The sequence below is a fragment of the Streptomyces sp. LE64 genome, from assembly GCF_052606915.1.
In genome coordinates, this window is the sequence record NZ_CP199708.1 from 4,251,029 (window position 1) to 4,276,636 (window position 25,608).

General features: G+C 70.7%; 23 protein-coding genes. 13 read left to right on the forward strand and 10 right to left on the reverse strand.

Annotated features, from left to right (window positions below):
• Positions 1-121 precede the first annotated feature (121 nt).
• From ilvA to ACSMX9_RS19300, 3 genes are all read left to right on the forward strand, one after another.
• Positions 122-1,363: a threonine ammonia-lyase gene (gene ilvA / locus ACSMX9_RS19290; RefSeq protein ID WP_445395514.1), complete on the forward strand. Its 1,242-nt coding sequence runs from the start codon at positions 122-124 to the stop codon at positions 1,361-1,363.
• 332 nt (positions 1,364-1,695) lie between these two features.
• Positions 1,696-2,736: an ATP-binding cassette domain-containing protein gene (locus tag ACSMX9_RS19295; RefSeq protein ID WP_366117381.1), complete on the forward strand. Its 1,041-nt coding sequence runs from the start codon at positions 1,696-1,698 to the stop codon at positions 2,734-2,736.
• Positions 2,733-3,584 (forward strand): ABC transporter permease, encoded by an 852-nt coding sequence (locus tag ACSMX9_RS19300; RefSeq protein WP_445395516.1) that lies wholly within the window; start codon positions 2,733-2,735, stop codon positions 3,582-3,584. Before ACSMX9_RS19295 ends, ACSMX9_RS19300 begins: the two co-directional genes overlap by 4 nt.
• 33 nt (positions 3,585-3,617) lie before the next feature.
• Here ACSMX9_RS19300 and ACSMX9_RS19305 read toward each other — a convergent pair whose 3' ends face one another.
• The gene (locus ACSMX9_RS19305) at positions 3,618-4,235 is read right to left on the reverse strand and encodes a hypothetical protein (protein ID WP_445395518.1); all 618 of its coding nucleotides are present in this window, start codon (positions 4,233-4,235) and stop codon (positions 3,618-3,620) included.
• Between the two features lie 123 nt (positions 4,236-4,358).
• Between ACSMX9_RS19305 and ACSMX9_RS19310 the strand changes: the two genes are divergently transcribed.
• Both ACSMX9_RS19310 and ACSMX9_RS19315 read left to right on the forward strand, forming a co-directional pair.
• Positions 4,359-5,096, forward strand: a complete 738-nt coding sequence (locus ACSMX9_RS19310; RefSeq protein ID WP_445395520.1) for a GntR family transcriptional regulator — start codon at positions 4,359-4,361, stop codon at positions 5,094-5,096.
• Entirely contained in the window at positions 5,093-5,632 is a 540-nt protein-coding gene (locus tag ACSMX9_RS19315) for a GntR family transcriptional regulator (RefSeq protein WP_445395522.1), read from the forward strand. Before ACSMX9_RS19310 ends, ACSMX9_RS19315 begins: the two co-directional genes overlap by 4 nt.
• A gap of 66 nt (positions 5,633-5,698) precedes the next feature.
• Here the strand turns inward: ACSMX9_RS19315 and greA are convergent, their stop codons facing one another.
• Both greA and ACSMX9_RS19325 read right to left on the reverse strand, forming a co-directional pair.
• Positions 5,699-6,196, reverse strand: a complete 498-nt coding sequence (gene greA / locus ACSMX9_RS19320; RefSeq protein ID WP_351240127.1) for a transcription elongation factor GreA — start codon at positions 6,194-6,196, stop codon at positions 5,699-5,701.
• Between the two features lie 252 nt (positions 6,197-6,448).
• Positions 6,449-6,853: a DUF4307 domain-containing protein gene (locus ACSMX9_RS19325; protein WP_351240125.1), complete on the reverse strand. Its 405-nt coding sequence runs from the start codon at positions 6,851-6,853 to the stop codon at positions 6,449-6,451.
• Between the two features lie 132 nt (positions 6,854-6,985).
• On the opposite strand from ACSMX9_RS19325, the gene mca reads away from it, so the two are divergent.
• Positions 6,986-7,867, forward strand: coding sequence for a mycothiol conjugate amidase Mca (gene mca / locus ACSMX9_RS19330; RefSeq protein ID WP_351240123.1), 882 nt, complete (start codon positions 6,986-6,988; stop codon positions 7,865-7,867).
• Positions 7,860-8,105 (forward strand): hypothetical protein, encoded by a 246-nt coding sequence (locus tag ACSMX9_RS19335; RefSeq protein WP_445395524.1) that lies wholly within the window; start codon positions 7,860-7,862, stop codon positions 8,103-8,105. The genes mca and ACSMX9_RS19335 overlap by 8 nt, the downstream gene beginning before the upstream one ends.
• 52 nt (positions 8,106-8,157) lie before the next feature.
• Here ACSMX9_RS19335 and ACSMX9_RS19340 read toward each other — a convergent pair whose 3' ends face one another.
• Positions 8,158-10,431, reverse strand: coding sequence for a bifunctional glycosyltransferase/CDP-glycerol:glycerophosphate glycerophosphotransferase (locus ACSMX9_RS19340; protein WP_445395526.1), 2,274 nt, complete (start codon positions 10,429-10,431; stop codon positions 8,158-8,160).
• 184 nt (positions 10,432-10,615) lie between these two features.
• Positions 10,616-10,981, reverse strand: coding sequence for a hypothetical protein (locus tag ACSMX9_RS19345; protein WP_445395528.1), 366 nt, complete (start codon positions 10,979-10,981; stop codon positions 10,616-10,618).
• Positions 10,982-11,431: 450 nt separating this feature from the next.
• Between ACSMX9_RS19345 and ACSMX9_RS19350 the strand changes: the two genes are divergently transcribed.
• Positions 11,432-12,301 carry a lytic polysaccharide monooxygenase auxiliary activity family 9 protein gene (locus ACSMX9_RS19350; protein ID WP_445395530.1) on the forward strand — a complete coding sequence of 290 codons (870 nt, stop codon included), beginning with the start codon at positions 11,432-11,434 and terminating at the stop codon, positions 12,299-12,301.
• Positions 12,302-12,418: 117 nt separating this feature from the next.
• On the opposite strand, the gene ACSMX9_RS19355 is transcribed toward ACSMX9_RS19350, so the two are convergent.
• The 5 genes from ACSMX9_RS19355 to ACSMX9_RS19375 all read right to left on the reverse strand — a co-directional run bounded on the left by ACSMX9_RS19355 (position 12,419) and on the right by ACSMX9_RS19375 (position 18,389).
• On the reverse strand, positions 12,419-13,936 hold the full coding sequence (locus tag ACSMX9_RS19355; RefSeq protein WP_445395531.1) for a hypothetical protein: 1,518 nt from the start codon (positions 13,934-13,936) through the stop codon (positions 12,419-12,421).
• A 223-nt stretch (positions 13,937-14,159) separates the two neighbouring features.
• A complete protein-coding gene (locus ACSMX9_RS19360; RefSeq protein ID WP_445395533.1) occupies positions 14,160-14,408 on the reverse strand; it encodes an acyl carrier protein in 249 nt (82 codons plus the stop codon).
• A 77-nt stretch (positions 14,409-14,485) separates the two neighbouring features.
• Positions 14,486-15,259, reverse strand: coding sequence for an SDR family oxidoreductase (locus tag ACSMX9_RS19365; RefSeq protein WP_445395534.1), 774 nt, complete (start codon positions 15,257-15,259; stop codon positions 14,486-14,488).
• Positions 15,260-15,516: 257 nt separating this feature from the next.
• The gene (locus ACSMX9_RS19370; RefSeq protein ID WP_445395536.1) at positions 15,517-16,452 is read right to left on the reverse strand and encodes a DMT family transporter; all 936 of its coding nucleotides are present in this window, start codon (positions 16,450-16,452) and stop codon (positions 15,517-15,519) included.
• 455 nt (positions 16,453-16,907) lie between these two features.
• Entirely contained in the window at positions 16,908-18,389 is a 1,482-nt protein-coding gene (locus ACSMX9_RS19375) for a PqqD family protein (protein ID WP_445395537.1), read from the reverse strand.
• Positions 18,390-19,314: 925 nt separating this feature from the next.
• Here ACSMX9_RS19375 and ACSMX9_RS19380 point away from each other — a divergent pair.
• From ACSMX9_RS19380 to ACSMX9_RS19400, 5 genes are all read left to right on the forward strand, one after another.
• Positions 19,315-20,343, forward strand: coding sequence for a hypothetical protein (locus ACSMX9_RS19380; RefSeq protein ID WP_445395539.1), 1,029 nt, complete (start codon positions 19,315-19,317; stop codon positions 20,341-20,343).
• Positions 20,344-20,379: 36 nt separating this feature from the next.
• Complete coding sequence (locus tag ACSMX9_RS19385) at positions 20,380-21,219, forward strand: fumarylacetoacetate hydrolase family protein (protein WP_445395541.1); 840 nt, start codon at positions 20,380-20,382, stop codon at positions 21,217-21,219.
• A 49-nt stretch (positions 21,220-21,268) separates the two neighbouring features.
• Entirely contained in the window at positions 21,269-22,996 is a 1,728-nt protein-coding gene (locus tag ACSMX9_RS19390; protein ID WP_445395543.1) for a non-ribosomal peptide synthetase, read from the forward strand.
• Between the two features lie 5 nt (positions 22,997-23,001).
• The gene (gene asnB / locus ACSMX9_RS19395) at positions 23,002-24,780 is read left to right on the forward strand and encodes an asparagine synthase (glutamine-hydrolyzing) (RefSeq protein WP_445403034.1); all 1,779 of its coding nucleotides are present in this window, start codon (positions 23,002-23,004) and stop codon (positions 24,778-24,780) included.
• A gap of 108 nt (positions 24,781-24,888) precedes the next feature.
• Positions 24,889-25,563, forward strand: coding sequence for a thioesterase II family protein (locus ACSMX9_RS19400; protein ID WP_445395545.1), 675 nt, complete (start codon positions 24,889-24,891; stop codon positions 25,561-25,563).
• Positions 25,564-25,608 lie beyond the last annotated feature (45 nt).

The window sequence follows — 25,608 nt, forward strand, 5'->3', positions numbered from 1 at the left end:
ACTTCATGCGTGCGGGAAGAATTGGGGGACAGAGTACGCGCCCCCACGGGCCTCCGTACGGGCGCTGGACAAACCCGCCGCGCCCCGCGTCGCGCCCGGTGTGAGCTGCGAGACTTGGCCCATGAACTACCCCACGACTGACTCGTTTCTCCCGGTGGAACCGCCCGTCACGCTGGACGATGTGCGCGGTGCGCGGAAGATGCTGCACGGGGTGGTGCGGATGACCCCGATAGAGGGCAGCCGTCATCTGTCGTCGCTGGTGGGGACGCCGGTCCACCTCAAGTGCGAGAACCTCCAGCGCACCGGTTCGTTCAAGCTCCGCGGCGCCTACGTGCGGATCGCCGGGCTGTTGCCGGAGGAACGCGCGGCGGGCGTGGTCACCGCGAGCGCGGGGAACCACGCCCAGGGCGTCGCGCACGCGTCCACGCTGCTCGGGGTCCGCTCGACCGTGTTCATGCCGGTGGGCGCACCGCTCCCTAAGATCGCCGCGACCCGCGAGTACGGCGCGGAGGTGAGGCTGGACGGTCAGGTCGTCGACGAGACGCTGGCCGCTGCGGAGGAGTACGCCCGGCGCACGGGTGCGGTGTTCATCCACCCCTTCGACCACCGCGATGTGGTCGCCGGTCAGGGCACGGTCGGCCTGGAGGTGCTCGAACAGTGCCCCGAGGTGGGGACCGTCGTCGTGGGCATGGGCGGCGGCGGCCTCGCGGCGGGCGTCGCGGTGGCGGTGAAGGCGCTGCGGCCGGACGTGCGGATCGTCGGGGTGCAGGCCGCGGGCGCGGCTGCCTACGGGCCCTCCTTGGCGGCGGGCCGGCCGGTGTCGGTCGCGCCGCTGGCCACCATGGCCGACGGGATCAAGGTGGGGCGGCCGGGGGAGGTGCCGTTCCGGATCGTCGCGGAGCTGGTGGACGAGGTGCGGACGGTGTCCGAGGACGAGCTGTCCAGTGCGCTGCTGCTGTGCCTGGAGCGGGCGAAGATGGTGGTGGAGCCGGCGGGCGCGTCGCCGGTGGCGGCCCTGTTGGCGGACCCGGCCGCCTTCGAGGGCCCGGTGGTGGCGGTGCTGTCCGGGGGCAATGTGGACCCGGTGCTGTTGCAGCGCATCCTGCGGCACGGGATGGCCGCCGCGGGCCGGTACCTCGCGGTCCGGCTGCGGCTGACCGACCGCCCGGGGGCCTTGGCCACGCTGCTGGGCGTGCTCTCCGTGGTGGACGCGAACGTGCTGGACGTCAGCCACGTGCGCACCGACCCGCGGCTCGGGCTCACCGAGGCGGAGGTCGAGCTGCACCTGGAGACCAAGGGCGGCGAGCACTGCGAGGAGGTGCGCGCGGCGCTGCGCGCGGCGGGTTACACGATCATCGGCTGAGCGGGGTGCGTGCGGGGGCGGGCCCGGGGTCGGGTCCGCCCCCGCCGACGTGCGCGGGCCCGCGCCGGAGTGCGCCGGCGGTGCACGGAAATCCGCTTGAGGAAACGCGATACGTCGCGTTATGGTGCGTGCCTTCGACCGCGTGCGTGCCGGCTCGCAGGGTAGGGGGCGAGCCGCCGCGCCACACCTCCTTTTCCGAGCTCGGCGAGAAGAGCGGGCGCAAGTGGAGGAACACGGGCAACTCGAACAAATTATGCTTTTGGTTTCACGAGGCCGCCCATCGACGAACGACGTCGTCCGCGAGGGGCGACCGGAACACTGGGAGTGACCACATGCCAAGCGCCATCTACGCCGAGGGTCTGGTGAAGACCTTCGGCGACGTCAGGGCGCTGGACGGTGTCGACCTGGACGTCCCCGAAGGCACCGTCCTCGGCCTGCTCGGCCCGAACGGCGCGGGGAAGACCACCACCGTCCGCTGCCTGACGACACTGCTCCGCCCCGACAGCGGCCGTGCGGTCGTCGCGGGCGTCGACGTCCTCAAGCACCCCAACGACGTCCGCCGGTCGATAGGACTCTCCGGCCAGTTCGCCGCCGTCGACGAACTCCTCACCGGCCGCGAGAACCTCCAGATGGTCGGCCAGCTCTACCAGCTCGGCGCCAAGGCCGCCAAGGCCCGCGCCGGCGAACTGCTCGACCGCTTCGGCCTCGCGGACGCCGCCGACCGCACCGCGAAGACCTACTCCGGAGGCATGCGCCGCCGGCTCGACCTCGCCGCCGCGCTCGTCGTCTCGCCGCCCGTGATGTTCATGGACGAACCCACGACCGGACTCGACCCCCGCAACCGCCAGGCCCTGTGGGAGGTCATCCAGGAACTCGTGACGGGCGGGACGACGCTCCTGCTCACCACCCAGTACCTGGAGGAGGCCGACCACCTCGCGCACGACATCGCCGTCGTCGACCACGGCCGGGTCATCGCCCGCGGCACCTCCGACCAGCTCAAGGCCCGCACCGGCGGCGAGCGGGTGGAGGTCGTCATCCATGAGCGCGACCGCATTGCCGACGCCACCGCGGTGCTCGCCGCCCTCGGCCACGGCGAGGTCACCAGCGACCAGCACACCCGCAAGCTCACCGTGCCCGTGTCGGGCGGCGCCAAGCTGCTGGCCGAGGTGATCCGGGAACTCGACGTCCGCGGCGTGGAGATCGACGACATCGGACTGCGCCGCCCCACCCTCGACGACGTGTTCCTCTCGCTGACCGGCCACCGCGCCGAGGCGGCCGGGAACGGCGAGGACGACACCGCCCCCGGCGGGACCGAGAAGGCGGAGCGGACCGGGAAGACCACCGCCCGGCACGACGAGGAGGCACAGCAGTGAGCGCCGCGACCGAGCCGGTCAGGACCGCCGCACCGAAGGGGCCCGGCGGCATCACCCAGTCCGTCCGGGACTCCCTGGTCATCGCCCGCCGCAACCTGATCCGGATGACCCGCATCCCGGAGATGGTCATCTTCGGCCTGCTACAACCGATCATGTTCGTGGTGCTGTTCTCGTACGTGTTCGGCGGCTCCATGAACATCGGCGGCTCCACGGACCCCGGCGACTACCGCGAGTTCCTGATGGCCGGCATCTTCGCCCAGGCCGTCACCTTCGCCACCGCCGGCTCGGGCGCCGGCATCGCCGACGACATGCACAAGGGCCTCGTCGACCGCTTCCGGTCCCTGCCGATGGCCCACGGCGCGGTCCTCACCGGGCGCACCCTCGCCGACCTGGTGCAGACCGCCCTGACGCTGTTCGTCCTGGCGATCGTCGCCCTGCTCATCGGCTGGCGCACCCACACCAGCGTCCCCGAGGTCCTCGCCGGCTTCGGCCTGCTGCTCCTGCTCGGGTACGCGTTCACCTGGATCGGCGCCACCATCGGCCTGTCCGTCCGCAGCCCGGAGGCGGCCACCTCCGGCGGGCTCATCTGGCTCTTCCCGGTCACCTTCGTCTCCACGGCGTTCGTGGACAGCTCCCAGATGACCCCGTGGCTCCAGCACATCGCCGACTGGAACCCGTTCAGCGCGACCGTGCAGGCGTGCCGCGAACTCTTCGGCAACCCCGGCGTGGTCGACTCCACGGCCTGGCCCATGCAGCACCCCGCCTGGGCCTCGCTGCTCTGGTCCCTGCTGATCATCGTGGTCTTCCGCACCCTGGCCGTCCGCAAGTACCGCAACGCCGCGGGCTGAGCACCCTCCGCGGCTCCGTGCCCGCCGCCCGGCTCACCGCCGGGCGGCGGGCACGGTCACGTCCGACGGCCCCACGAGCCGGCACCCCTCCAGCCGCACGATGAGCTGCGCGGCGCGGGTCCAGCGGATGAGGGGATCGTCGTAGGTGACTCCGCCGTCCCGGTCCACCTGGGGGAAAGGGACTCCCGGGCGGTACACCACCCCGTGCACGCCCACCGGGACACACGCTTGTACACGCAACAGAAGGTGCCCCCGGCGCAGGTACGGGCACAGACGCACCGCCTGGGCGGCGCAAGGGGCACAGACCGGCGGGTGCGTGGTGGTCATGTCCTCGATGTCGTCCTCCCCGACGAGCCACAGGACACCGTGCTCGTTCCGGTCGGCCGCGCCTCCGCACACCTGGCACAGCAACCGGCGCATGGCCCGCCGCTGGCGCAGCAGGTGGACCCGTCCGAAGTCGGGCCGCCCCTTCCCCGGGCTCACGCCCTCGCGCGACCACAGGACGCCGTCCGCGTCCCGGTCGAACGGTGTCTCGTCCGCATAGCCGATGCCTGCACCCTGCGTGATGACGGGTGGCCGCACGGTCCGTTCGGAACTCCAGGCGGTGATGTAGGGGACGAGGGGAAGCGGGCGGGCTTGGGCTCCCGGCATGGGTGTCTCCTTGCAGCAGACGCGTGCTAGCTCGCGTTAACTATTCGTGTGCTAGCTTATGTCTGTCAAGTAATGGGTCGGGTACGCTCGGTAGCGAGCTAGTACGCGAACTCGGGAGGCGTCATGGCACCGCGGGTCCAGCGAGAGCTGCCGCCGTTCATACAGATCGCGAACCACTTCCGGCAGAAGATCGTCGACGGGGAACTGGCGCAGGACGCCAAGCTGCCTTCGATCGCGGACATCTCCGGGGAATGGGGTGTCGCCACGGCGACGGCGGCGAAGGCCATCAAGCAGTTGCAGGCCGAGGGCTATGTGAGGTCTTCGACCCAGGGCACCTTCGTCGATCTCGGGCGCAGGCAGACCACCGGCCCCGACCGGCTGCGCCTGCTGCGCGCCGGGGCCACCGGTCTGCGTCCCGGCGAACGGGTGGAACTCCTCGGCGCCGGACTCGAACCCGCGCCGGACGAGGTCGCCGCCGCGTTGGGCGTCGAGCCCGGTGCGCCGGTCGTCAAACGGTGGCGAAGGTACGTCGACGACGAGGGCGTGGTGGCCGTGTCCATCTCCTGGCTACCCGGCGAGCTGGCACGCAGCGCCCCGGAACTCCTCGCTCCGGAGCCGCTGCCGACCATGACCTTCGGGCTGGTCGAGGAGCGCACCGGACGGCGCGCCGTCCGACGACGGGACGCCCTCGCGGTGCGTCCGGTGCCGACGGAACCGGCCGAGGCGCTGGGGGCTCCGGCCGGGACGCCCGTGCTGACCTGGACGAACCACTACTGGGACCAGCACGGCGAGGTGACCGAGTACGCGACGGACTTCCTCGGCAGCGGTCGCGCGCTCACGGCGGAAGTCGACATGCCGTGACGTCCGGAACGGAGCTGCGCCGCCGTGGCATCGCCCGGTTGGCGCGGGAGGGCTGGACGGGCGGTCGGTCCGTGTGGGAGACGGACGCCGGGGGCTGGGAGGTGGCCGTCGACGGCGTCACGGTCACCGAGGAGCCCGCGCCCGGCGACACCGCCCGGGTGCTGGACCTCCCCGCCGGGGCGCCGGTCTGCGTGCGGTCCCGCCGCTACCTCCTGGACGGCAAGCCCGTACTGCTCGCCACCTCCCGGCTGCCGGCGGAGCTGGTGCGCGGCACTGCCGTCACCCGCCCGGACAGCGGGCCCGGCGGGATCTACGCCCGCCTCGCCGAACTGGGCGTGGAACCCACCCGGTTCCGCGAGGAGGTGCGCTCCCGGATGCCCACCAGGGAGGAGTCCGAGCGGCTGGCCCTCGGTGCCGGAACGCCCGTGATCCTGATCCGGCGCACCGCGTACACCGCCGGGGGGCGGGCCGTCGAGGTCAACGACATGGTCCTGGACTCCGCCGCGTACGTGTTGGAGTACGACTTCGGGGCGTGAGCGGGAGCCGGACGGAGCAGAACGGGCCCCGGGGACGCGCCCCGGGGCCCGCTTCCGTACCGACGGTCAGCCGGAGTACGGCTTCGCGGCGAGGATCTTGACGGAGGCGAACTTGCCGTTGGGCAGCTCGTAGGTGGCCTCGTCGCCGACCTTCTTGCCGTTCACACCAGTACCCAGCGGGGACTGCGGGGAGTAGGTCTCGATGTCGGAGGACGGGTACTCGCGGGAGGCCATCAGGAACGTGAGCGTGTCGTCCTCGTCACCGTCGAAGGCGATCGTCACGACCATGCCCGGCTCCACGACGCCGTCGTCCGGCGGGATCTCGCCGACCTTGGCGTTCTCCAGCAGCTGGGTGAGCTGGCGGATGCGGAGCTCCTGCTTGCCCTGCTCCTCCTTGGCCGCGTGGTACCCGCCGTTCTCGCGCAGGTCCCCCTCCTCGCGCGCCGCCTCGATCTTCTTGGCGATCTCGATGCGGGCGGGACCAGACAGGCGGGTCAGCTCCTCCTGGAGCCGGTCGTACGCCTCCTGGGTAAGCCAGGTGACGCTCTCACTGGTCTGGGTCACTGGTGCTCCTCGTCGGTACTGGAATACAAAGCAACGCCCTACCGGGACGGGATGTGCTCCCCGGTGGGCGAAACCACGAGCCTAACAACGTGCGCGCCGAAGGGGGAGGACATAATGCATCAGACTTACGTCAGCGCAGGCCAGTGGCTTGTGATTCTCGTGCGGCCCTTCATAAAGCATGCGCACCCGCGACGGTCGACAAACCCGCGGTCAGCACTTGATCACGCAGCGTTCACACGTGGTCGGGGAGGGTCACCCGTCCGACTGGCAGCCCACGAGTTCGGCGGCCGTCGCCCGGGCGGTGGTCCGCAGGGTGATCACCTCGTCGACCCGGCTCTCCGCCTGGTCGAAGCGGAAGTCGGCCCGGCCCACCTCGGCGCCGTCCTCGGACTGGGAGCGGACCGTGCAGTACCCGCGGACCTCGGCGTCCTTGCGGACCTCCAGGTGCACCTGCACGGCACTGTCGGAGACGACCTTGAACTTGATCATCTCGGCGCTCACCTCCTGGCCGGAGATGTAGCCGTAGCCGATCCAGGTGACCAGGCCCAGCATCCCGACCCCCAGCACCGATCCGATGAGCTTGAGCCGGCGGTCGACGCGCTCCTCCGCGGAGCGGCCGTACCGGCCCTCCGGAAGCTGCTCACGGACCGCGCTCATGATCGCCCTCCTGCGGGGATGACGGGGGTGACGGGACCGGGTCCCGGAATTTTTCGTCCCCCGATTCGGTCACTATAGAAGCCGCCCATCGCGCCCCCTCATCCGGGCGCCGTATTCGACGAGGATCGAGTCTTGACTGAGCAGCTGCGACTCATGGCCGTGCACGCCCACCCGGACGACGAGTCGTCCAAGGGCGCGGCCACCATGGCGAAGTACGTGTCGGAGGGGGTGGACGTGCTCGTCGTGACGTGCACGGGCGGCGAACGCGGCTCCGTCCTCAACCCGAAGCTCCAGGGCGACCCGTACATCGAGGAGAACATCCACGAGGTGCGCAAGAAGGAGATGGACGAGGCCCGGGAGATCCTCGGCATCCGGCAGGAGTGGCTCGGCTTCGTCGACTCGGGGCTGCCGGAGGGCGACCCGCTGCCGCCGCTGCCGGAGGGCTGCTTCGCGCTGGAGGACGAGACGGAGGCGGCCGGGCGGCTGGTCCGCAGCATCCGGGCCTTCCGTCCCCAGGTGATCACCACCTACGACGAGAACGGCGGCTACCCGCACCCCGACCACATCATGACCCACAAGATCACCATGATCGCCTTCGAGGGCGCGAACGACGCGGAGGCGTTCCCGGAGGACGAGTTCGGCCCCGTCCACCAGCCGGGCAAGCTCTACTACAACCAGGGCTTCAACCGCCCCCGCACCGAGGCGCTGCACGAGGCCCTGCTGGAGCGCGGGCTGGAGTCCCCCTACGGGGACTGGCTGAAGCGGTGGGACGAGTTCGAGCGGGTCGAGCGCACCCTGACCACGCACGTGCCCTGCGCCGACTTCTTCGAGATCCGGGACAAGGCGCTGATCGCGCACGCCACCCAGATCGACCCGGACGGCGGCTGGTTCCGGGTCCCGATGGACCTCCAGAAGGAGGTCTGGCCGACCGAGGAGTACGAGCTGGCGAAGTCGCTCGTCGACACCTCCCTCCCCGAGGACGACCTCTTCGCGGGCATCCGCGACAATGCCTGACATGAGTGTGAGCGCAAGCGCGGGCCAGCTGGTCTCGGGCCTCGTCCCGTTGGCGGCCGAGGTCGACAAGAACAAGGTCACCCCCGGAGTGCTGGGGTTCATCGTCTTCGCGGTGATGGCACTCGCCGTCTGGGGGCTGATGAAGTCCATGAACAAGCACATGGGCCGGGTCGACTTCAAGGAGGCCCCGGTCTCCCAGGGCGCCGAGGAACCGGGCCCGACCGCACCGAAGTCCTGACCGGGAGCGGGGCCGGGGGCGCCGAGCGCGCCCCCGGCCCCGCCCCACGGGGTCAGACCCCGGACAGCCCCTGCTCGGCGGCCGCCTTGCGCGGCGACGGCGCGACACCGCGGGCCGAGGGCGGCAGCACCGCCGGCAAGGCCTCCTGGCCGAGGAGGGTGCGCCGGACCACCCGCTCCGCGGCCCGGCCGTCGTCCCACGGGCAGAACCGCTCCCGGAAGGCGGCCCGCAGCGCGGTGGCGCGTTCGTCGTCCCACCGGCCGTCACGGAACGTCGCGATCAGCTCCTCCTCGGTGGTCGCCACGGCGCCGGGGGTGTCGCCCGGCTCGCCCGACAGCAGGTCGAAGGTGACCCCCCGGGAGCGTACGTACACCTCCCAGTCGTCGGCGAAGGTGACGATCGGCCGGTCCAGCACCGCGTAGTCGAACATGATCGACGAGTAGTCGGTGATCAACGCGTCCGAGGCGAGGCACAGCTCCTCGACGCTCGGGTGACGGGAGACGTCGATCAGCGCCCCACGGTCCGCGAGCTCCGTCAGCCCCGGGTCCCGGCCGTAGAAGTAGTGGGTGCGCACCAGCAGCACCACGTCCGGGCCCAGCTCCCGGGCCACCCGCGCCAGGTCGAGCCGCGGCACGTACCCCACCTGGTAGTCGCGGGCGGTCGGCGCGTACAGCACGGCGGTGCGGCCGGGCGCGATGCCGAGGCGCTCCCGGGCGGCCAGCACCCGGCGGGCGTCCGCCGTCACGTACACGTCGTTGCGGGGGTAGCCGGCGTCGACCGACGCGAAGGCGCACGGGTAGACCCGGTCCCACTGCTCGCTGGAGTGCCCGTTGGACGAGACGCTGAAGTCCCAGCGGTCCGCGCGCGCCAGCAGCTTCTCCATGTTCATGCCCTTGGCGGCGGCCGGGTAGCGCTGCTGGTCGATGCCCATGCGCTTGAGCGGGGTCCCGTGGTGGGTCTGCACGTGCACCTGGCCGGGGCGCTTGACGACGTGGTCCGCGAAGTTGACGTTGTTGACGAAGTACTTGGCGCGGGCCATCACCTCCCAGTAGCGGGGGGAGTGGGGGACCACGTGGTCGATGCCGGGCGGCAGGTTCCGCACGTCGGCGGCGCGCACCACCCACACCCCGCGCAGGTGCGGGGCGAGTTCCCTGGCCTTCTCGTACACCGCGAGGGGGTTGCAGGCCGGGGTGCGGTTCCAGTACGCCGAGTACACCACCAGGTCCTCTTCGATCGGGCGGCTCAGCTGCAACCGGTAGTACCCGGCGTACGCCTGCCTGCCGAGGCTCCGCTTGGCCCGGCGCAACCGGTCCGCCCCGCGCAAGCGGGTGCCGTTGACCAGCTTCAGGGCCTGGAAGGCGGCGTAGGAACCGCGTTCGACCGCCTGGAACTTGGCGCCCTTGATCCCGCTCGGCGGGACGAAGCCCGGCGGCAGGTGGCGCCGGTAGAGCACGGTCGCCCGGTAGAAGAACTCCGACCGGTCCTCGGCGCGCACCCGGCTCTCCCGGGCGAAGGTGTGCAGGAAGTGGCTCACCATCCGCTCGAACAGCAGCGGGCGCAGCCCGTCCAGGTCGGGGCGGGTGTCGAGGAAGTCGAAGAGCCGTTGGTACTGCTCGAATATCGTGAAGTGCTCGCGCCCCGGCGTCTGCATCGAGTTCCCGCCGCGACGCTGGCGGTACTCGACGCAGACGTGGTCGAGGCAGACTGCGCGTTCGGCGGTGAGCATCGTGGTGTAGACGACGAGGGCGTCCTCGTACAGGCCGTCGGTGAAGGCGAAGTCGTGGGCGAGGAAGAAGTCCCGCCGGTACACCCGGTTCCACACCACCGCGAACATCGACAGGAACTCGGGGCGTTCCGCGGGCCGGAACACCTCCGTCCCGGTCCGGGCGAGCAGTTCTCCGGTGGCGCTGGCCTTGGTCTCGCCCCACCAGTAGGTACGGGTGTGGTCGGCGATCAGGACGTCGGGGTCCTCGGTCAGGGCCAGCCGGTCGTGCACGGCACGCAGGGTGCCGGCGGTGATCGTGTCGTCGCTGTCCAGGAAGAACAGGTAGTCGCCGCTGGCCCGCGCCACACCGGTGTTGCGGGCCCTGCCTATCCCGCCGTTGGTGTCGTGCCGCACCACCACCACGCGCGGGTCGCGGGCGGCGAACTCGGCGAGGACGTCCGCACTGCGGTCCGGTGAGCAGTCGTCGACGGCGATGACCTCGAAGTCGGTGAAGTCCTGGGCGAGGAGGGAGTCCAGACACTCCCGCAGGTATCCCTGCACCTTGAAGACCGGGACGATGACACTGAACCGCGGTGCGGGGGTGCGCTCTTGGGGGGACATGGCCTGCCGACTCCTCGGGGACGAACGGATGGGGAGCGTGTCGGTCCCACGGAGGACGCCGAAGAGGCCCCCTGCGGCTCCCGTGGGGGGAGGCCATCCCATCACGTCGGCGGGGGACTTGGGGGATGCCGAAGGTCCCGGGGGTCGGTGCGCCACGGGCGCGCCGACCCCCGGTCCGCGTCCCTCAGGCGCCGTCCGCGGGCGCCAGACCGCCGCCCGTCCCCCGGACCGCGCCCTCCGCCAGGAGTTCGTCGACGTCCCCGGTCAGCGCGTCCCTGATCGCGGAGCCCAGCCGCGCCCACCCGAAGAAGCGGGCCACCTCCCGCAGCAGGCCGTCCCGATCGACGCCGGGGCTCTCCTCGACCATCCGTCGGATGACGAATCTCCGCTCGACCGCCGGGACCTGCGCGACCTCGCGGGCCAGCGAAGCGGTCGGTGTGCGGGCGCAGGCCAGCTCACGGTCGGGGACGTCGTACGCGTCGCCGAGCCGGACGATCCGGCCCGTGGCGGCAAGCTTCCCCAGCGCCCCGCGGACCCGGTCCTGGATCACCGCTCCCGGCCGCGCCGGTGACCGGCGGACGCACGTCGCCTTCGGGGGCGCTCCGTCGCCGGCGGGTCCCCCGTCGCACGCCCCGGAACCGGGAGGCGCAATGACGCCGTGCGCGTGCCGGCGTCCAAGGCGCACGGAGGGCGACCGCGGCCGGGCGCTCCGTGACTCCGCGCCGCTCGGCGAGGCCCACCGCACGTCGTCCCTCCTCCGTCCGGAGCCCCTTCCACAGACCAGTAGTCGTTCCGCGCCCCGTCGAAGTTCCCGAGTCGTGCGCCCGGCGCACGGCGGCCGGGACCGGCCGTTGACCAGGCCGGGAGCGGGCGACCCAAGCCCTTGCCCGGTACGGACCAATGTGATCCTCTGGTGCCAGCACCCGCCTCAACTCCCCACGGCCGAGGCGGTGTTGTCGAGAACCTCCCGACGTCCCTACACGTACGAGAGTGAGTCACCATGCCTGTCACCCGACGCCGTCTCGCCGCGGCCTCCGTGGTCGCCTCCGTCGCGACGCTCGTTCCCCTGACCCCCTCGCCGGCGAGCGCGCACGGATCCGTCTTCGGCCCGGTCAGCCGGGTCAGCGCCTGTTACGCCGAAGGCCCGGAGACCACCCGCTCCCAGGTCTGCAAGGACCTCGTCGCCGACTCGGGCTCCCAGCCGCTGTACGACTGGAACGAGGTGAACATCGCCAACGCCAACGGCAAGCACCAGCAGATCATCCCGGACGGCAAGCTCTGCTCGGCCAACCGCACCAAGTACCGCGCCCTGGACTGGGCCCGCACCGACTGGCCCGCCACCGCGGTGGCCCCGGGCGCCTACGACTTCAACGTGCGGATCACCGCCGCCCACCTGGGCACGATGACGATGTACATCACCAAGCAGGGCTTCGACCCCACGAAGCCGCTGAAGTGGTCGGACCTGGACCCGACCCCGGTGGGCACCTACTCCACCCCGCGCGCCAGCGACAACGGCTACTACCGGTTCACCGGCGCGCTCCCCGCCCGCACCGGCCGCCACATCGTCTACAAGGTCTGGCAGCGCCACGACAGCCCCGAGGCGTTCTACGGCTGCTCGGACGTCGTCTTCGGCGGGTCGGCCGGGGCCGCCGCCAAGGCGCCGACCGAAGCGAGGATCGAGGCGGGCGCCTCCCGCTCCACCGTCAGCCACGCGGGCCACGGCGGCGACGAGCAGGCGCCCGCGCCCGTCTCCGCCGAAGCGAGGTCCGCCGACTCCCCGTCGGCCGGCGCCGCGGTCTGGGCGGCCGCCGCCGGCGTCTTCGCCGCGGGCGCCCTGTTCTTCGGCCGCGGTCGCCGCAGGACGAACTGAACCCGCCGGCCGGCGGGGTGCGGCGGACCGCTCCGTCCGTACCCCGTCGGCCCGCTGCGGGAGCGGGACGCTCACCGACCGGCCCGGGCCTGGGCCGTCAAACCGGGAGGGAAGCCCTCAGATGCCCTGCCAGACGGCGTTCGCCCGGTCCCCGGAGTGTGTGCCGGACAACCCGAGGGCGACCCACGCGAGCGCCTCGTAGACGGCGAGGGAGCCGCTGGTGGGCGCGTCGCCCTTCGTCAGGGTCTTCTGGAGCCGGTACAGATGGGTGAACGCCTGCTTGACGTCCCTGCGCACCAGTAGGGTCCGCACCTGCGCGGCCGCCTTCACGAGGGCGGGGTCGGCGTCCCCCTCCGGGGCGCCCGCCGTCCCCACGAGGGCGGCGTGCGCGGCCAGGAAGCGCCGGGCCGTGTCGAGTTGCTGGGGCTTGACGGACAGGGTCTCCTGGGCCGCGGCGGCCGTCAGCACGGTCACCTCCAGGACGTCCGCCTCGACGCCGTCGGTCTGTCCCGTGACCGTGCCGGTGAGCAGGACGTCGGGAGCGCGCTCCGGCGCGGGCCCCAGGTCCGGCTCGGCGAGCAGCAACCTCAGCGCCAGCAGGTCGGACTCGATCGCTGACGACGGGGCCACGACGACCAACTCGGATCGGCGTACCGCCGGGTCGAGCGCGGCGAGCACTCCGGCGGGCGTCACCCGTACGGGGGTGCTGTCGTCCCGACCTGGTGTCCCGATCGTGTTCCGCTCTTGGTTCCAGTGGACCTTGTCCGGACCGTCCGCATCGAAGGCCGCCACGGGGAAGGAGCCGGCTCCGACGTCCGTGTGCATCCGGGCCAGCCCGCGTTCCGAGAGGATCCGGAAGTACTCCGACTGGGCCGCCGCGTGGTCGAGCCCGTCGGTGCGCCCGGTGCGGACGGCGTGCCCCGTCTTCACGAGCGGGGGCGTCAGCCAGTTCCCCGGGCCGTCCTCGTGCCCGGACGGTGCCAGCGCGAAGCGCACGGGCAGCCCCACCTCCCGGCCGAACGCGAGGTCGGCGGCGTCGTGGCCCGGGTTGACGAGGACAGCTCCGGTGCCGAACTCCGGTTTGACCCAGGCCGCGGTCCAGATCGGGAGCAGGTCTCCGGTGAGGGGATGACGGCAGTACCGCCCGGTGAAGGCCGCTCCGCGCCCGGCGGCCAGGCCGGAACTGAGCGGATGGCCAGGGTGCACCGCGACCGCGCACGCCGCGGGGCTCGGTGACCAGTCGGTGGTGAACACCTCCAGCGCGACCTCCGTCGTCGCCGGGTCCTCGGGCGGGAAGGAGAACAGGACACCGGACGTCCGGCGGAGCGCCTTGCTCTGACGCGAGGCCACGGACTGGGGCCACGCACCGTCCTGGGCCGTTCCGACCCGCTCCCGGGCCGCGCCCGTGGGCACGTACCGGATCTCACCAGCAGCGGGCGGCTCGCCCCCTCCGGTCACCGCCGCCGAGGCGGCGAGTTCCGTCAACGCCCCCGTCGCGTCGTCGTTGCCGTGGCGGACCACGGACCGACGGCCCTCGGCGAAGGCCAGGCGGCTGACGAACGCGGCGTGGCTACGGCAACGCAGCGCGGCGGACGGCGGTTGGTGGTCGGAAAGGGACAGTACGACGTGGTCCACACGTCTCTCCAGAGTGGTCGGTCGTGCGTGCTGACAGCCGCACGATGGAGGAACGGACACCCGCGACGGAGACGAACCCCTCGTGCGCGGAACCCTGTTTGCGGAGCGTCAACGAGCCGGACTGCGTGTCCAGTTGACGTCGTCAGTCTAGACAGGAAGCCGCCTCCGAACGGGCGTGAGGCGAGCCGCCACGCCCTCGTGTCACGCGGTCGCGGCCGCAGGGTCAGTCCTGGCGCCGGAGGATGTAGCCGGCCGCATCGCCGACGGTCCGGAGGCGCTTGACCTCGTCGTCCGGGATCGTGACGTCGAAGCGCTCCTCGGCGGCGACGACGACCTCGACCATGGACAGCGAGTCGACGTCCAGGTCGTCGGTGAACGACCTCTCCCACCTGACCTCCTCGATCGGGACGCCGGCGATCTCGTTCACGATCTCGGCGAGACCGGCGGTGATTTCCTCGTGCGTGGCGGCCATGCTGATCCTCCATCGATGTCGATGCCGTCGGATGACACGGTGTTCACGGGCGGCGCGGTGGCGCGTGCGCCGCAGGACTACAGGTCACGCAGCAGACCGCCGTCGCACCGCACGGCCGTCCCCGTGACGTAGGAGGCCGGTGCGCCGCACAGGAACGCGGCCACCGCGGCGAACTCCTCCGTGGTGCCGTACCTGCCGACGGGGATGGCAGCGGCCGACGCGCGCGCCACCTCCGCGGGGGTGCGGCCGGAGCGTCGGGCGTTCGCGGCGTCGACGGCCGCGGTCCGGTCGGTGTCGATCCGTCCCGGCAGGAGGAGGTTGACGGTCACTCCGTCCGCGGCGACCTCGGCGGCAAGCGTCTTGAGGTATCCGGCCAGTGCCGCCCGGCCGAGGTTCGACAGCGCCAGGTTCGGCAGGGGCGCCGCGATCCCGCTGGAACCCACCGCCAGAATCCGTCCCCAGCCGCGCTCCCGCATCGCGGGCAGCGCCCGTGACACCAGGCGCACGTGCGGGCGCAGGGTGGCGTCGAGCGCGGCGTCCACGGAGGTGACGTCGACGGCGGTCGCCTGTCCGGGCTCGGGCCCGGGACCGTTGAGCACCAGGACGTCGGGGGGGCCGAAGGCCGCGACCGTGGCGTCGTACAGGGCGTCGGGTCCGTCCTCGGCGAGGAGGTCCACCTCGATGCCGAGGCTGCTGGGAAGTGCGGCGGCGATCTCCTTCGCCCTGTCGCCCCGTCGACCGCAGACCACCGTGGCGGCCCCCTCGGCCGCCAGGGCGCGCGCGATCGCCTCCCCGATGCCTGCGGTCGACGAACAGACGAGGGCGGTGCGTCCGACGAGGCCCAGGTCCATCAGCCGTCCTCACGATCACTGCTGTGCGGGCCCCTCGGTTGTCCGTCGGCACACGGGCACGGCCCTGTTCCGGGTGGGTCGGCGAAGTCCGGCGAACGGTGTTCCCGGTCGGACGATTCCATGACGACTCCTTTCGTTGGTGTTCCTCTGCGTCGCACGGCGGATCCCACGAACTCGCGGCGGCCGGCCGTGCACCGGTCCCGTGAAGGATTTCGCGCTGGGCAACGGCCGTCCCCGAACGTTCCCGGAAACGGGGGTCACGGAGAGGCGCGCCGGACCAGACGGTCCCCGAACACCGCGAAGAGCGCGCCACCCAGCATGATCAACGTCCCGAGGAACTGCATGGCGGTGAACGTCTCCCCGAGGAAGACGGTGGAGAAGAAGAAGCCGAAGAGCGGCACCGTGAACATCATGGTGGTCGCGGTGGACGGACTCACCCTGCGCAGCCCCTGGTAGTAGAACAGGTAGGCGATCGCGGTCGGACCGACGGCCAGGAAGACGGCGTTCGCCCAGGCGACACCGGACACCGCGGACCAGGACACCTCGCCCACCTCGGGGAGGGCCAGCAGGACGAGTCCCAGCCCGCCCACCCCCGTTCCCCAGGCCGTCGCCCGCAACGGGTCCACCCCCGTGAGCAGCGACTTCGACAGGACGCTGTAGGACGCCCAGCAGGCGGCCCCGGCCATGAAGACGAGGTCCCCGGCCAACCGGTCGGCGTCCGTCGTGCCCCCTCCGACGCCGGGGAGGAAGAGCAGGGCGCCCGTGAGCCCGACCGTCAGCCCGGTGACCCGGGTCCAGGACGCCTTCTCCCGGCCCAGGACGATCAACGCCGTCGTGGTGAGGATCGGGCTCAGCACGGGGACGATGACGCTCCCGTCGAGCGAGGGGGCCAGGGAGAGTCCCCAGAAGAAGAAGACGTTGTAGGCGAGGACACCCAGCAGGCCCAGCAGACCGGCACGGACGGCAGCCTCGCGTCCGATCGGACGCGAGCGGCTCCGCAGCACCACGGCCAGGACGATCAGCAGGAGGCCCCCGCCGCCGAACCGCAGTGCAGCGGCGACCTCGTGCGGCATCTCGCCGACGACCACCTTCGAACTGGCGAAGGCGCTACCGAACATGACCATGGTCACGAGGAGGTACAGGTACGGCGTGACGGCGGATTCCCCCGTCGGGCGGGACGGCCCCGCCGTCATCGGTGCCCCACCGCCGTGCGCGGCCGGGGCCCCGGCCGACCGGCCCTCCGCGCCTCCGACGGCGCGCAGGACGCGTGACGGTGCGGGAGGAACGCGGGCACGCGCGGGACGTCGTCCGTGTTCGGGAAGTCCCGCCCGGGCACCACTCGCGAACGGTTCGATGGCGGCATTCTCCTCTTGAGGGACCGACGCCCATTCGGAACGTCGGGTAATGCGTTCTCGCCGGTCCGCTCGGCGTGTTCTCCGAGGTCGCTTCCCATGGCACCTGACCCTACCCGCGGTGACGGCACGGAGACCGACGGGTGAGTCGGGACCGGCCACGGCCAAATCCCGCGGCCGTCCGGGTCGATCGGTTCGCCGCTGGAAAACGACCCGGCGCGGACAGCGGCCGGGACGACCCGAGAGGGTCGGTCCGGCGCCGGGTCGAACGGGCGGCAGGCACCCGGGTGCGCCCGCTAACGACCCGCGACCCTGTCCAAGACCTCTTCGCCCTCGGGGCTGCGCTTGGCACTGATGATCTTCTTGTGCGGGTCGCTGTCCATGACCAGCGGGAGGACCCCCGACTGGGTCGCCTTCTCCGCGAACGGCGACCACAGGGGCCCGTCGTGGAGGGCCCGCAGGTCGGTGACGCTCAACCCGCTGATCCGTTCCAGGCGGGCGGCCAGGGCGCCGCCCTCCTCCTTCCCCGCCAGCAGCGCACGGATGCGCTCCTCGTCCGCCAGCAGGTCGGGCTGCTCGCCCGCGAGGTAGTCGTGGAGGTTCACCGCGCCGCCCGCGAAGGGCGAGTAGACCATGCAGACCAACTGGGTGGTGTCGACCCCGAAGGCGTCCTCGCCGTACCGGGTCGCCGCGCTCCGCATGGACTCGACGCCGGCGTCGCTCTCGTATCGGATCCTCATCTCCTCGACGAGGTGCTCCGGGAAGTGCTTCCGCCGCATCAGGTCCAGTGCGAAGTCCACGTACTGGGCGATGCCCTCGCGGTAGGTCCGCCCGTAGGCGTACTCGGTCCGCAAGCCGCGGAGGTGGGCCATGAGCGCGGGGTTCGCGCAGTCGGACTCGGTGAAGTTGAACGCGATCTCGTCGAAGACGAACCCGAGGAAGTCCGTCAGCAGCCGCCAGTGGGCCCCCGAGGCGTAACTCGTGTAGTCGTAGATCGAGAAGAACTCCAGAGCGGTCGGCACCTCCGAGGTGACGCCGCGCTCCTTGATCTTGTCGGCGTTGACCGTTCCGTGGATCTCCGTGAAGTACGCCTGGGCCAGCCCGTCCAAGGTCTCCAGGGTGCCCTGGAAGCCCTTGTTCCCGGCGGCGGGCTTCTGACCCGCGCCCCGTGCCAACCGGCGGATCCACAGCGCGTAGTCCCGCTGCTCCTGGGGGGAGTCGCCGGTGATGATGAGGTCCACGCCGCCGTCGTGGCCGGCCGCGACGCCGAAGGAGTTGGCCACGTTGAGGTTGCAGGCGTTGCAGAAGGTGGCCCGTCCGTCGCCGTAGGTCCGATGGCCGGACATGAGCATGTCGCTCCGGTTGAAGGCGATGAGCCGGTGCGGCATGCTCCGGTCCCGGTCGAAGGGCACCGCCCGGTCGCCCTCCAGGAGCAGCAGTTCGACGTCCGGGTCGTCGTAGAGGCCCAGGGCCCGGTAGCTGCGGTCGATGTTCAGCATCACCTGGTACGGCATGCCCCCGTGCCGCATGGTCACCACGCGCAGCTTGAAGGTCGCGCCGTGCCGCTCGGCCAGGGCCAGGTGGACGGCCCGCACGAACGCGACCGCGTAGGCGCTGTCCTTGCCGCCGCCGTACGCGACCATGACCGTGTTCCGCTCGATCTCCTCCGGCCGCGGCAGGGCGCCGTAGAGCGTGGTGGCGCACTCCTCCACCGCCGGAACGTCGTGCTCCGGCAGGGCTTCCCTCAGGTTCTTCAGCAACTCGGTGCGCATCAGCATCCTTCCTGGACCGTTCCTCTGAAGGAATCCGGCATTGACGTCAGACCTCGGAGAACGTGGCCCGCCGCCGTGCACGGGAACATGGGGCAGCCTCGATCGCGTCGTTGAAACGCGGAGGCCCAGCGATCAGGTGCCCCTTTCGTGAGGGACCCTATCTGCTTCACATCGGCCAGCCGGTGAGCAGTGAAGTGCCGCTCTCCCCACCACGGGCATGTGATCTTCGATCTGATCGGGCATTGCTACCCAGAAACGAGCTCCTAAACGCACCCGAGGCGTGATTGCGTCACCATGTGACCGAGCGGGCAAGGCGGTTGCACAAAAGAGCGGCGTGCGATTCGTCAGTGCTCCACGCCGACGGCCGAGATCATCCCGGAAGTGTCCGAATTCCATGTCAACGCGAGAGTGAGTAATTCGTCAACCTGGATGCCAGCTTGGCTGGAAAGTGCTCTTTCTGGAGTCATTAATCACCATTTGGGTGCCCTCTCTCGCCAGCGTTGTCCACATGTCGAGACGGGGTCTTTCGTTGTCTCGGTATGCGGCTCTAGTGTCCAGGGCTTGTGCCGAATGCTGAAGGTGATTTCCTTCATTGCTGCGGGACGGGCGTCCTTGTGCCCTGTAGTCCTGGCCCAAGATCATGTGCGGGCGGCTCCGGGAGGCGGCAAGGCCCCCTTCCTGCCCGTGGGGTCCTGAGCGCGGAGCCGTGGAATGTTTGCTGCCCTTTGTTGAAGAAAGCCTCGTGTTATAGGTAGCCCCCTCGCGTATCCCGGGCTGATTGCCTGCCTTCGCCTGAACGGGATTCGCACGACCCGTTTGGGGTCCGCAAAAGTCGAGAAACCGCCCCTTGGTTTCGTTTTTGCTTCTGATACCGTCAAAAACTCTCCTGACGGTCACGCATCCCCACCCTTCCGAGCTCCGGAGGATAGACGTGAACGCATTACAGGCTCCGCCGATTCAGGCGCAGAAGGCAGAGATCCTCGACGCCACGTTGCGTGACGGCTCCTACGCCGTCGACTTCCAGCTGGACGAGAAGTTCGTGAGCGAGCTGCTCGCCCGGCTGAACGAAACCCCCATCCAGAAGGTCGAGGTCGGACACGGTCTCGGGTACGAGGCGGAGCGTTCCGGAATCAGGGCCTCCAACATCGACCTCACGCGCTGGTGCTCCCTGGCGCAGTCCGAGCTGACGAGGACTCCGTGGGGCATGTTCGCCCAGCCCGAGTTCAGTCGGCTCTCCACCCTCTCCGGGCTCTGCGACGAGGGCATGTCCTTCGTCCGCATCGGCATGGAGCCCGAACGGGTGACCGACCACCTGGACTACATCGAGCGAGCCACCGAGATCTGCGGTGAGGTCTACCTCAATCTGATGAAGACCAGCAGCACTCCCGCCGAGGAACTGCCCGCGCTGCTCAAGGACGTCACTCCGGCCATCGCCGGCCTGTACGTCGTGGACTCGTGCGGTTCCATGCTGCCCAGCGACGTCCAGCGCTACGTGACCGTGGTGAAGGAGCACTTCCCCGTCATCGGTTTCCACGGCCACGACAACCTGGGCATGGCGAACGCCAACAGCATCGCCGCCTACGACGCCGGGGCCGTGATCGCCGACGGCTGCCTCGACGGCATCGGGCGCGGCGCCGGCAACGCCGAGACCGAGTCGCTCGCGGGGATCCTCAGCACCCTCGGTGAGGACAGGTTCGACTACAAGACCCTGGCCAAGCTGGCGCACTTCTGCCGCACCAGCCTGGAGCCGCTTCCCGAGGACCGGAACATGCAGGTGCTCGGCGGAGTGATCGGGATGCACTCCGGGTTCTTCCCCCTCATCGAGCGACTGTGCGACAAGTTGGCCGTCGACCCGGCCTCCTTGATGCAGACCGCAGTCGACCTGGCCCCGCGCAGCGCGGGCAAGACCGACATACAGGCCGCCGCCGAGCAGATAGCCCTCCGGGCCCAGGCCGTGTAGGCACCCGCACCCCCCCGCCAACCGAAAGGAAACTCAGTGCGACTGGCACGGTTCGAAACGGACAACGGCCGCCATCAGACCTTCGTGAGCCACCGTGACGGCTGGGTTCCGCTCTCCGGCCTGTCGGGCTTCGCGACCCCCGGGACGCTGGTCGAACTCCTCGACGCGTCCCGGCGCGGGGAACTCGCCGCGGCGCTCGACGCCCCGGGCACCGAGGCGCCGACGGACGTCCGCCTGGAGGCGGCCGCGACCGTCCTGGACAGCGGTGACATCTGGGGCGCGGGCCTCAACTACCGAGGCCACTCGCAGGACCTCAACACCCAGCAGCCCTCCTCCGGACCCGGTTCGTACCTGCGTCCCCGCAGCTGCCTCATCGGCAACGGCGAAGTGATCGAACTGCCCGGCCAGTCCCGACGGGTCACCGCCGAGGCCGAACTCGGACTGGTCATCGGCACCGCGTGCAAGAACGTGCGTCGCCACGCATGGCGCTCGGTCGTTGCCGGCGTCACGGCCGTCCTCGACATGACGGCCGAGGACGTCATCAGGGAGAACCCCCGCCACATCCCCTGGGCCAAGGGCTTCGACACGTTCTGCAGCGTGGGCCCGCAGCTGGTGTCCCTCGACGAGTTCGACGACGCGGCCCTCCGGTCCACCCGGGTCTCAACGGTCCGCAACGGCGAGGTCATCGCCTCCGCCCCGGTCTCCGACATGAAGTACGACCTCGGCTTCCTGGTCGAGTACTTCACCGCGGGCCGCACCCTCGCGCCCGGAACCGTGATCTGCACCGGCACCCCGGGGGCGGCCGTGATCAGCCCCGGTGACTCCGTGAGCTCCCACGTCGAGGGCGTCGGCGTCCTGTCCCACACCGTGAAGTGACGCCAGCAGGGAACTCCACCGATGCGCCCCAGCGTGAAGGAGTGAAGACGTGACCGCACAACAGAGATCAGTGGTGGACGAGATCGGAAGCGTGATCCGGAAGCACCCCGGATCACCTGCCATCGAGACCGTGGACGGCGTGCTCAGCTACCAGGAGTTCGGCGAGCAGGTCGACGTCTTCGTCGCGCGGCTCGAATCCTCCACCGTCCTGGCCGAGTTCATCGGGATCGAGGCGACCCGGACCTCCCACTCCATCGTGGCCATGGTCGGAGCGCTCCGGGCCGGACGACCGTTCGTGTTCCTCGACCCCCGCGACAGCGCGGCGTCCAACAGGGCCAAGGTCTCCTCCCTCGGCGTCAACGTGATCGCCCAGGCAGCCGCCCGCTCCGGCCCGCCCCGGCTCGTCCCGACACCGGCCGAGTGGCGTGACGGCACGGAGGAACGTCCCGCCCAGGCGCCCGAGGTGCTCGCCCCGTACCGGGGTTCCGTCGGCTACGCCATCCACACCTCGGGGTCGACGGGGCAGCCCAAGTGCGTGCTCGTGCGCGCCCTCCCGTTGGCCCGCGTGATCGCGGACCACGTACGCGTCCTGGAACTCGGCCCCACCAGTCGCACGCTCCAGTTCGCCCGCCTGACCTTCGACGGCTGCATCACGGAGATCCTGTGGACCCTGACCTCGGGCGCGTGCCTGGTGGTCGTCGGTGAGGACCGGCTCGCCCCGGGTGCGGTGCTCCGGAGCACCCTGGAGGAGTTCCGCGTCACCCATCTGAAGACCACCCCGTTCGCGCTCACCGCGACCGAGCCGACGCGTGCGATGAACCTCGCGCACGTCGTCAACGGCGGCGGGGCCTGCCGTCAGGCGGTGGTCCGGAAGTGGTCCTCGGCGGCCGCCTTCCACAACGCCTACGGGACCACCGAGACCACCGTCTGCAACTTCCTCAGCGAGCCGCTCGACCCCGAGGACTGCGCCGACTCCGTGCCGCTGGGCGGGGTGGTCGGCGACTGCGAGTTCGAGGTCATCCCCCTGTCGGGCGGTGACGAGGACGACCCGGTCGGCCCGGCGGGCATCCGCGGGGAACTGGTGATCACCGGTGAGAGCGTCGCGATCGGCTACCTGACCGGCCAGGACCTGCGGCGCTTCCTCGACGGCGACACGAACCGGGTCTACCGGACCGGAGACATCGTCGAGCACCGCGACGGCCGCGTGTACTTCGTCGAACGTCTGGATCGTCAGCTCAAGGTCCGCGGGTACCGTCTCGACCCCGGGGAGGTCGAGAGCGCCGCCTGCCGCCTGCCCGGGGTCGAGGAGGCGGTGGTGACCGCGGAGTCCCACGGGTCGTCGACGGACTCCGGCGAGGACGCGCTGGTCTGCTATTACCAGGGCACGGTCACGCCCCGCGAGATCCGCGCCCACCTGGAATCCGTCCTCGACCCCTACAAGGTGCCGTCGGTCGTCCACCGTGTCACCGCCCTCCCGTACACCCGCAACGGCAAGGTCGACCGCGACGCCCTGCGGGCGGGCCGGCGCGTCACGCCCGCCCCGACCGCGTCGGCCACGCCGGAGGAACACGTCATCGGGCTGGTCCGGCAGCTCACGGGCATGGACGACGCAACCCTGGAGGACAACTTCTTCGCCATCGGGGGCGACTCGGCCTCCACGGTTGCCCTGGTCAGCAAGTTGAGAGAACTCGGCTGGATGGACGCCGGCGTCCGGGACGTGCTGCGGGCGCCGAACGTGAAGGCCCTTGTCGGACAACTACGTGACCGGAGCGTGTGACCACGATGTGTGGTGTGTGCGGGACCTTCTCCCCGAACGGCGGGGGCGATCGCCGGATCGTCGCCGCCATGCACGCCGGGCTCACCCACCGCGGGCCCGACGAGACCTACTCGCTGAACACCGAGACCCTCTCCGTCAAGCTCGGCCGTCTCGGATTCACCGGCCTGGCACACGGCTGGCAGCCGGCGGAGGACCGCAGCGGCCGCTACGCGGCGATGACCAACGGCGAAGTGTTCAACTCTCGCGAGCTGTGGGACAAGTCCGGTTCCCGGCGGCGGGGTAACGAGGTCGACGTCGCCGTCATCCCGGAGCTGGTCGCGCGGTTCGGGATCGACGGACTCCGGATGGTGGACGGCCAGTTCGCCACCGCGATCTTCGACCGGTCCGAGAACGCCCTGTACCTGGCGAGGGACCGGTTCGGCGTGTGTCCGATGTTCTACACGCGGACGGGCTCCGACACGCACTTCTGTTCGGAGATCAAACCCCTGGTACGGTCCGTCGACCGGTCCTGGAGCGTGGACCTCGGCGCGATCGACCAGTACTTCTCGCTGGGCAACATCGTCGCTCCCCGCACGCTCGTGAGGGAGGTCCGTGCCGTTCCCCCCGGCTGTGCCGTCAGGTTCGACGCGAACGGCCCCGAGAAGGTCCTGCGGTACTGGCGCTACGGCGAGTTCGAGTCCACCGCGGAACCGGTCCCTGCGGAGGAGCTCCGCGAGGGGCTCAGGCGTTCGATCCGCGACCGGCTGCACGCCGACGTGGAGATCGGCGCCTATCTGAGCGGCGGGTTCGACTCCAGCGCCATCGTGATGGAGGCTTCCGACCTCGTCGACCAGCCGCTCCACACCTTCTCCGTGGTCTTCGACGATCCGGGTCTGGACGAAGGGCGCTTCCAGCGAGAGGTGTCCCAGCTCGTGGGGAGCAAGCACGAGCAGATCCGGTGCCTTCGGTCGGACGTCGCCGCACGGTTCGAGGAGATGGTCCGGCACTGCTGCTACCCCCAGCGCGAGACCTACAACGTGGCTGCCATGATGCTGGCCGACAGCGTGCGTGCCGCGGGGATCAAGGGCGTCGTGTCCGGGGAGGGCGCGGACGAGCTGTTCTTCGGCTACGACTCCTACGCCTTCGACAGCGTGCCCCGTTCGACCCGAGGGTCCCGTCCCGAGAACGAACGGGCCTGGGGGAGGGCGGACTTCGGCTGGGAGGTCGACTGGCCCAGGGTGCACGAACGCCGACGGACCTACCTCGCCCCCGCTCTCCTGGAGGGCGTCTCCGGCGACGAGTTCTGGCGAACGCGGCTGATCCCCTTCACGGACGCCGAAGCGAAGTCGCTCTCGGCGATGCAACTGCGCTCCATCGCCGACGTGTACGTGCAGATGTCGGGCCACCTGCTCGGTGACCACGGGGACTCGATGCTGATGGGCAGCTCCGTCGAAGGCCGCTATCCGTTCCTCGGCAACTCGGTCGTCTCCCTCGCCCAGAGGGTTGCGGATGAGGCGAAGGTCGTCGACTTCGAGGGGAAGGCGTGCCTGAAGTCGGCCTACGACGGGATCGTGCCGCAGTCCGTCCTCCGCCGGGGCAAGCACGGCTTCACCGCGTACGATCTGCGCTCGGTCACGGGCGAACGGACCTGGCAGGACTGGCACGGGCTAGTGGAGGCCAGCGGTGTCCTCGCCCCCGGCTGCCTCGACGCACCCACCGGTCGAGGGGGCGTCGACAAGTGGGACTTCCGCCTCAGCGCCATCAGTGTGGCCATGGTCATGGATGAGTTGGGGCTCTCGCCCTGACGTGCCGACCGTGCCCGGCTCCCGGCCGGGACCGCTTCCGGGTCGCCCCTCCTCCGCCCACGCACCGTCCCACGCACTGTCACGCACCGTCCACGAGGGGAGTCGCCAGTGAGCGCCGAGACGACCGAGTTCTTCGTCTTTCCCGGTGCCGGTTCGTTCGGCACCGAACTCCGGCCGCTGACCCGAAGGCTGTCGCAGTCGGCCCGGACCGTCCGGTACCCGGGGCGCTTCGGTGACGCCCCGCAATCGTTCCAGGGGACCGTCCGGTCCTGCGTCGCCCAGGTACGGGAGGTACCGGGTCCCCCCGTCCTGGTCGGACACAGCTTCGGCGCCTACGTCGCCTACGCCGCGGCAGCAGAACTGGAGGCCGCCGGAGTGCCCGTCCGGGCCCTGGTCGTCGTCGGTGCCACCGCGCCACCGCTGCTGACGCTGCCCGAGTCGGTCACCCGGAGCCCCTCGGAGACCGCGGCCTACCTGAGCGAGGTCGACCCCGCCGCCCTGCCGGACGAGTCGAACGAATGGCGCAACGTCGTCGTCGAGACGACCCTGCACGACCTGAGACTGCTCCGGGAGTTCATGACCGCGGCCCACCCGGAGGTGCAGTGCCCACTCCTTGCCGCACGTGGCGAGAACGACCGGTTGACCTCAACGAAGGGAATCCTGGAGTGGAGCGAACTGACCACCGGGGGGTGCGCCCACCGGGTGTTCCCCGGCGGGCACTCCGACCTCCTGGGCACACCGGAGTTCGCCCGCTGGGCACGCGCCGGGCACGACCGGCCGTGACAACCGCTGGTGGCGAGGACCGGAAGCGGTACCGGAGGGGCGATC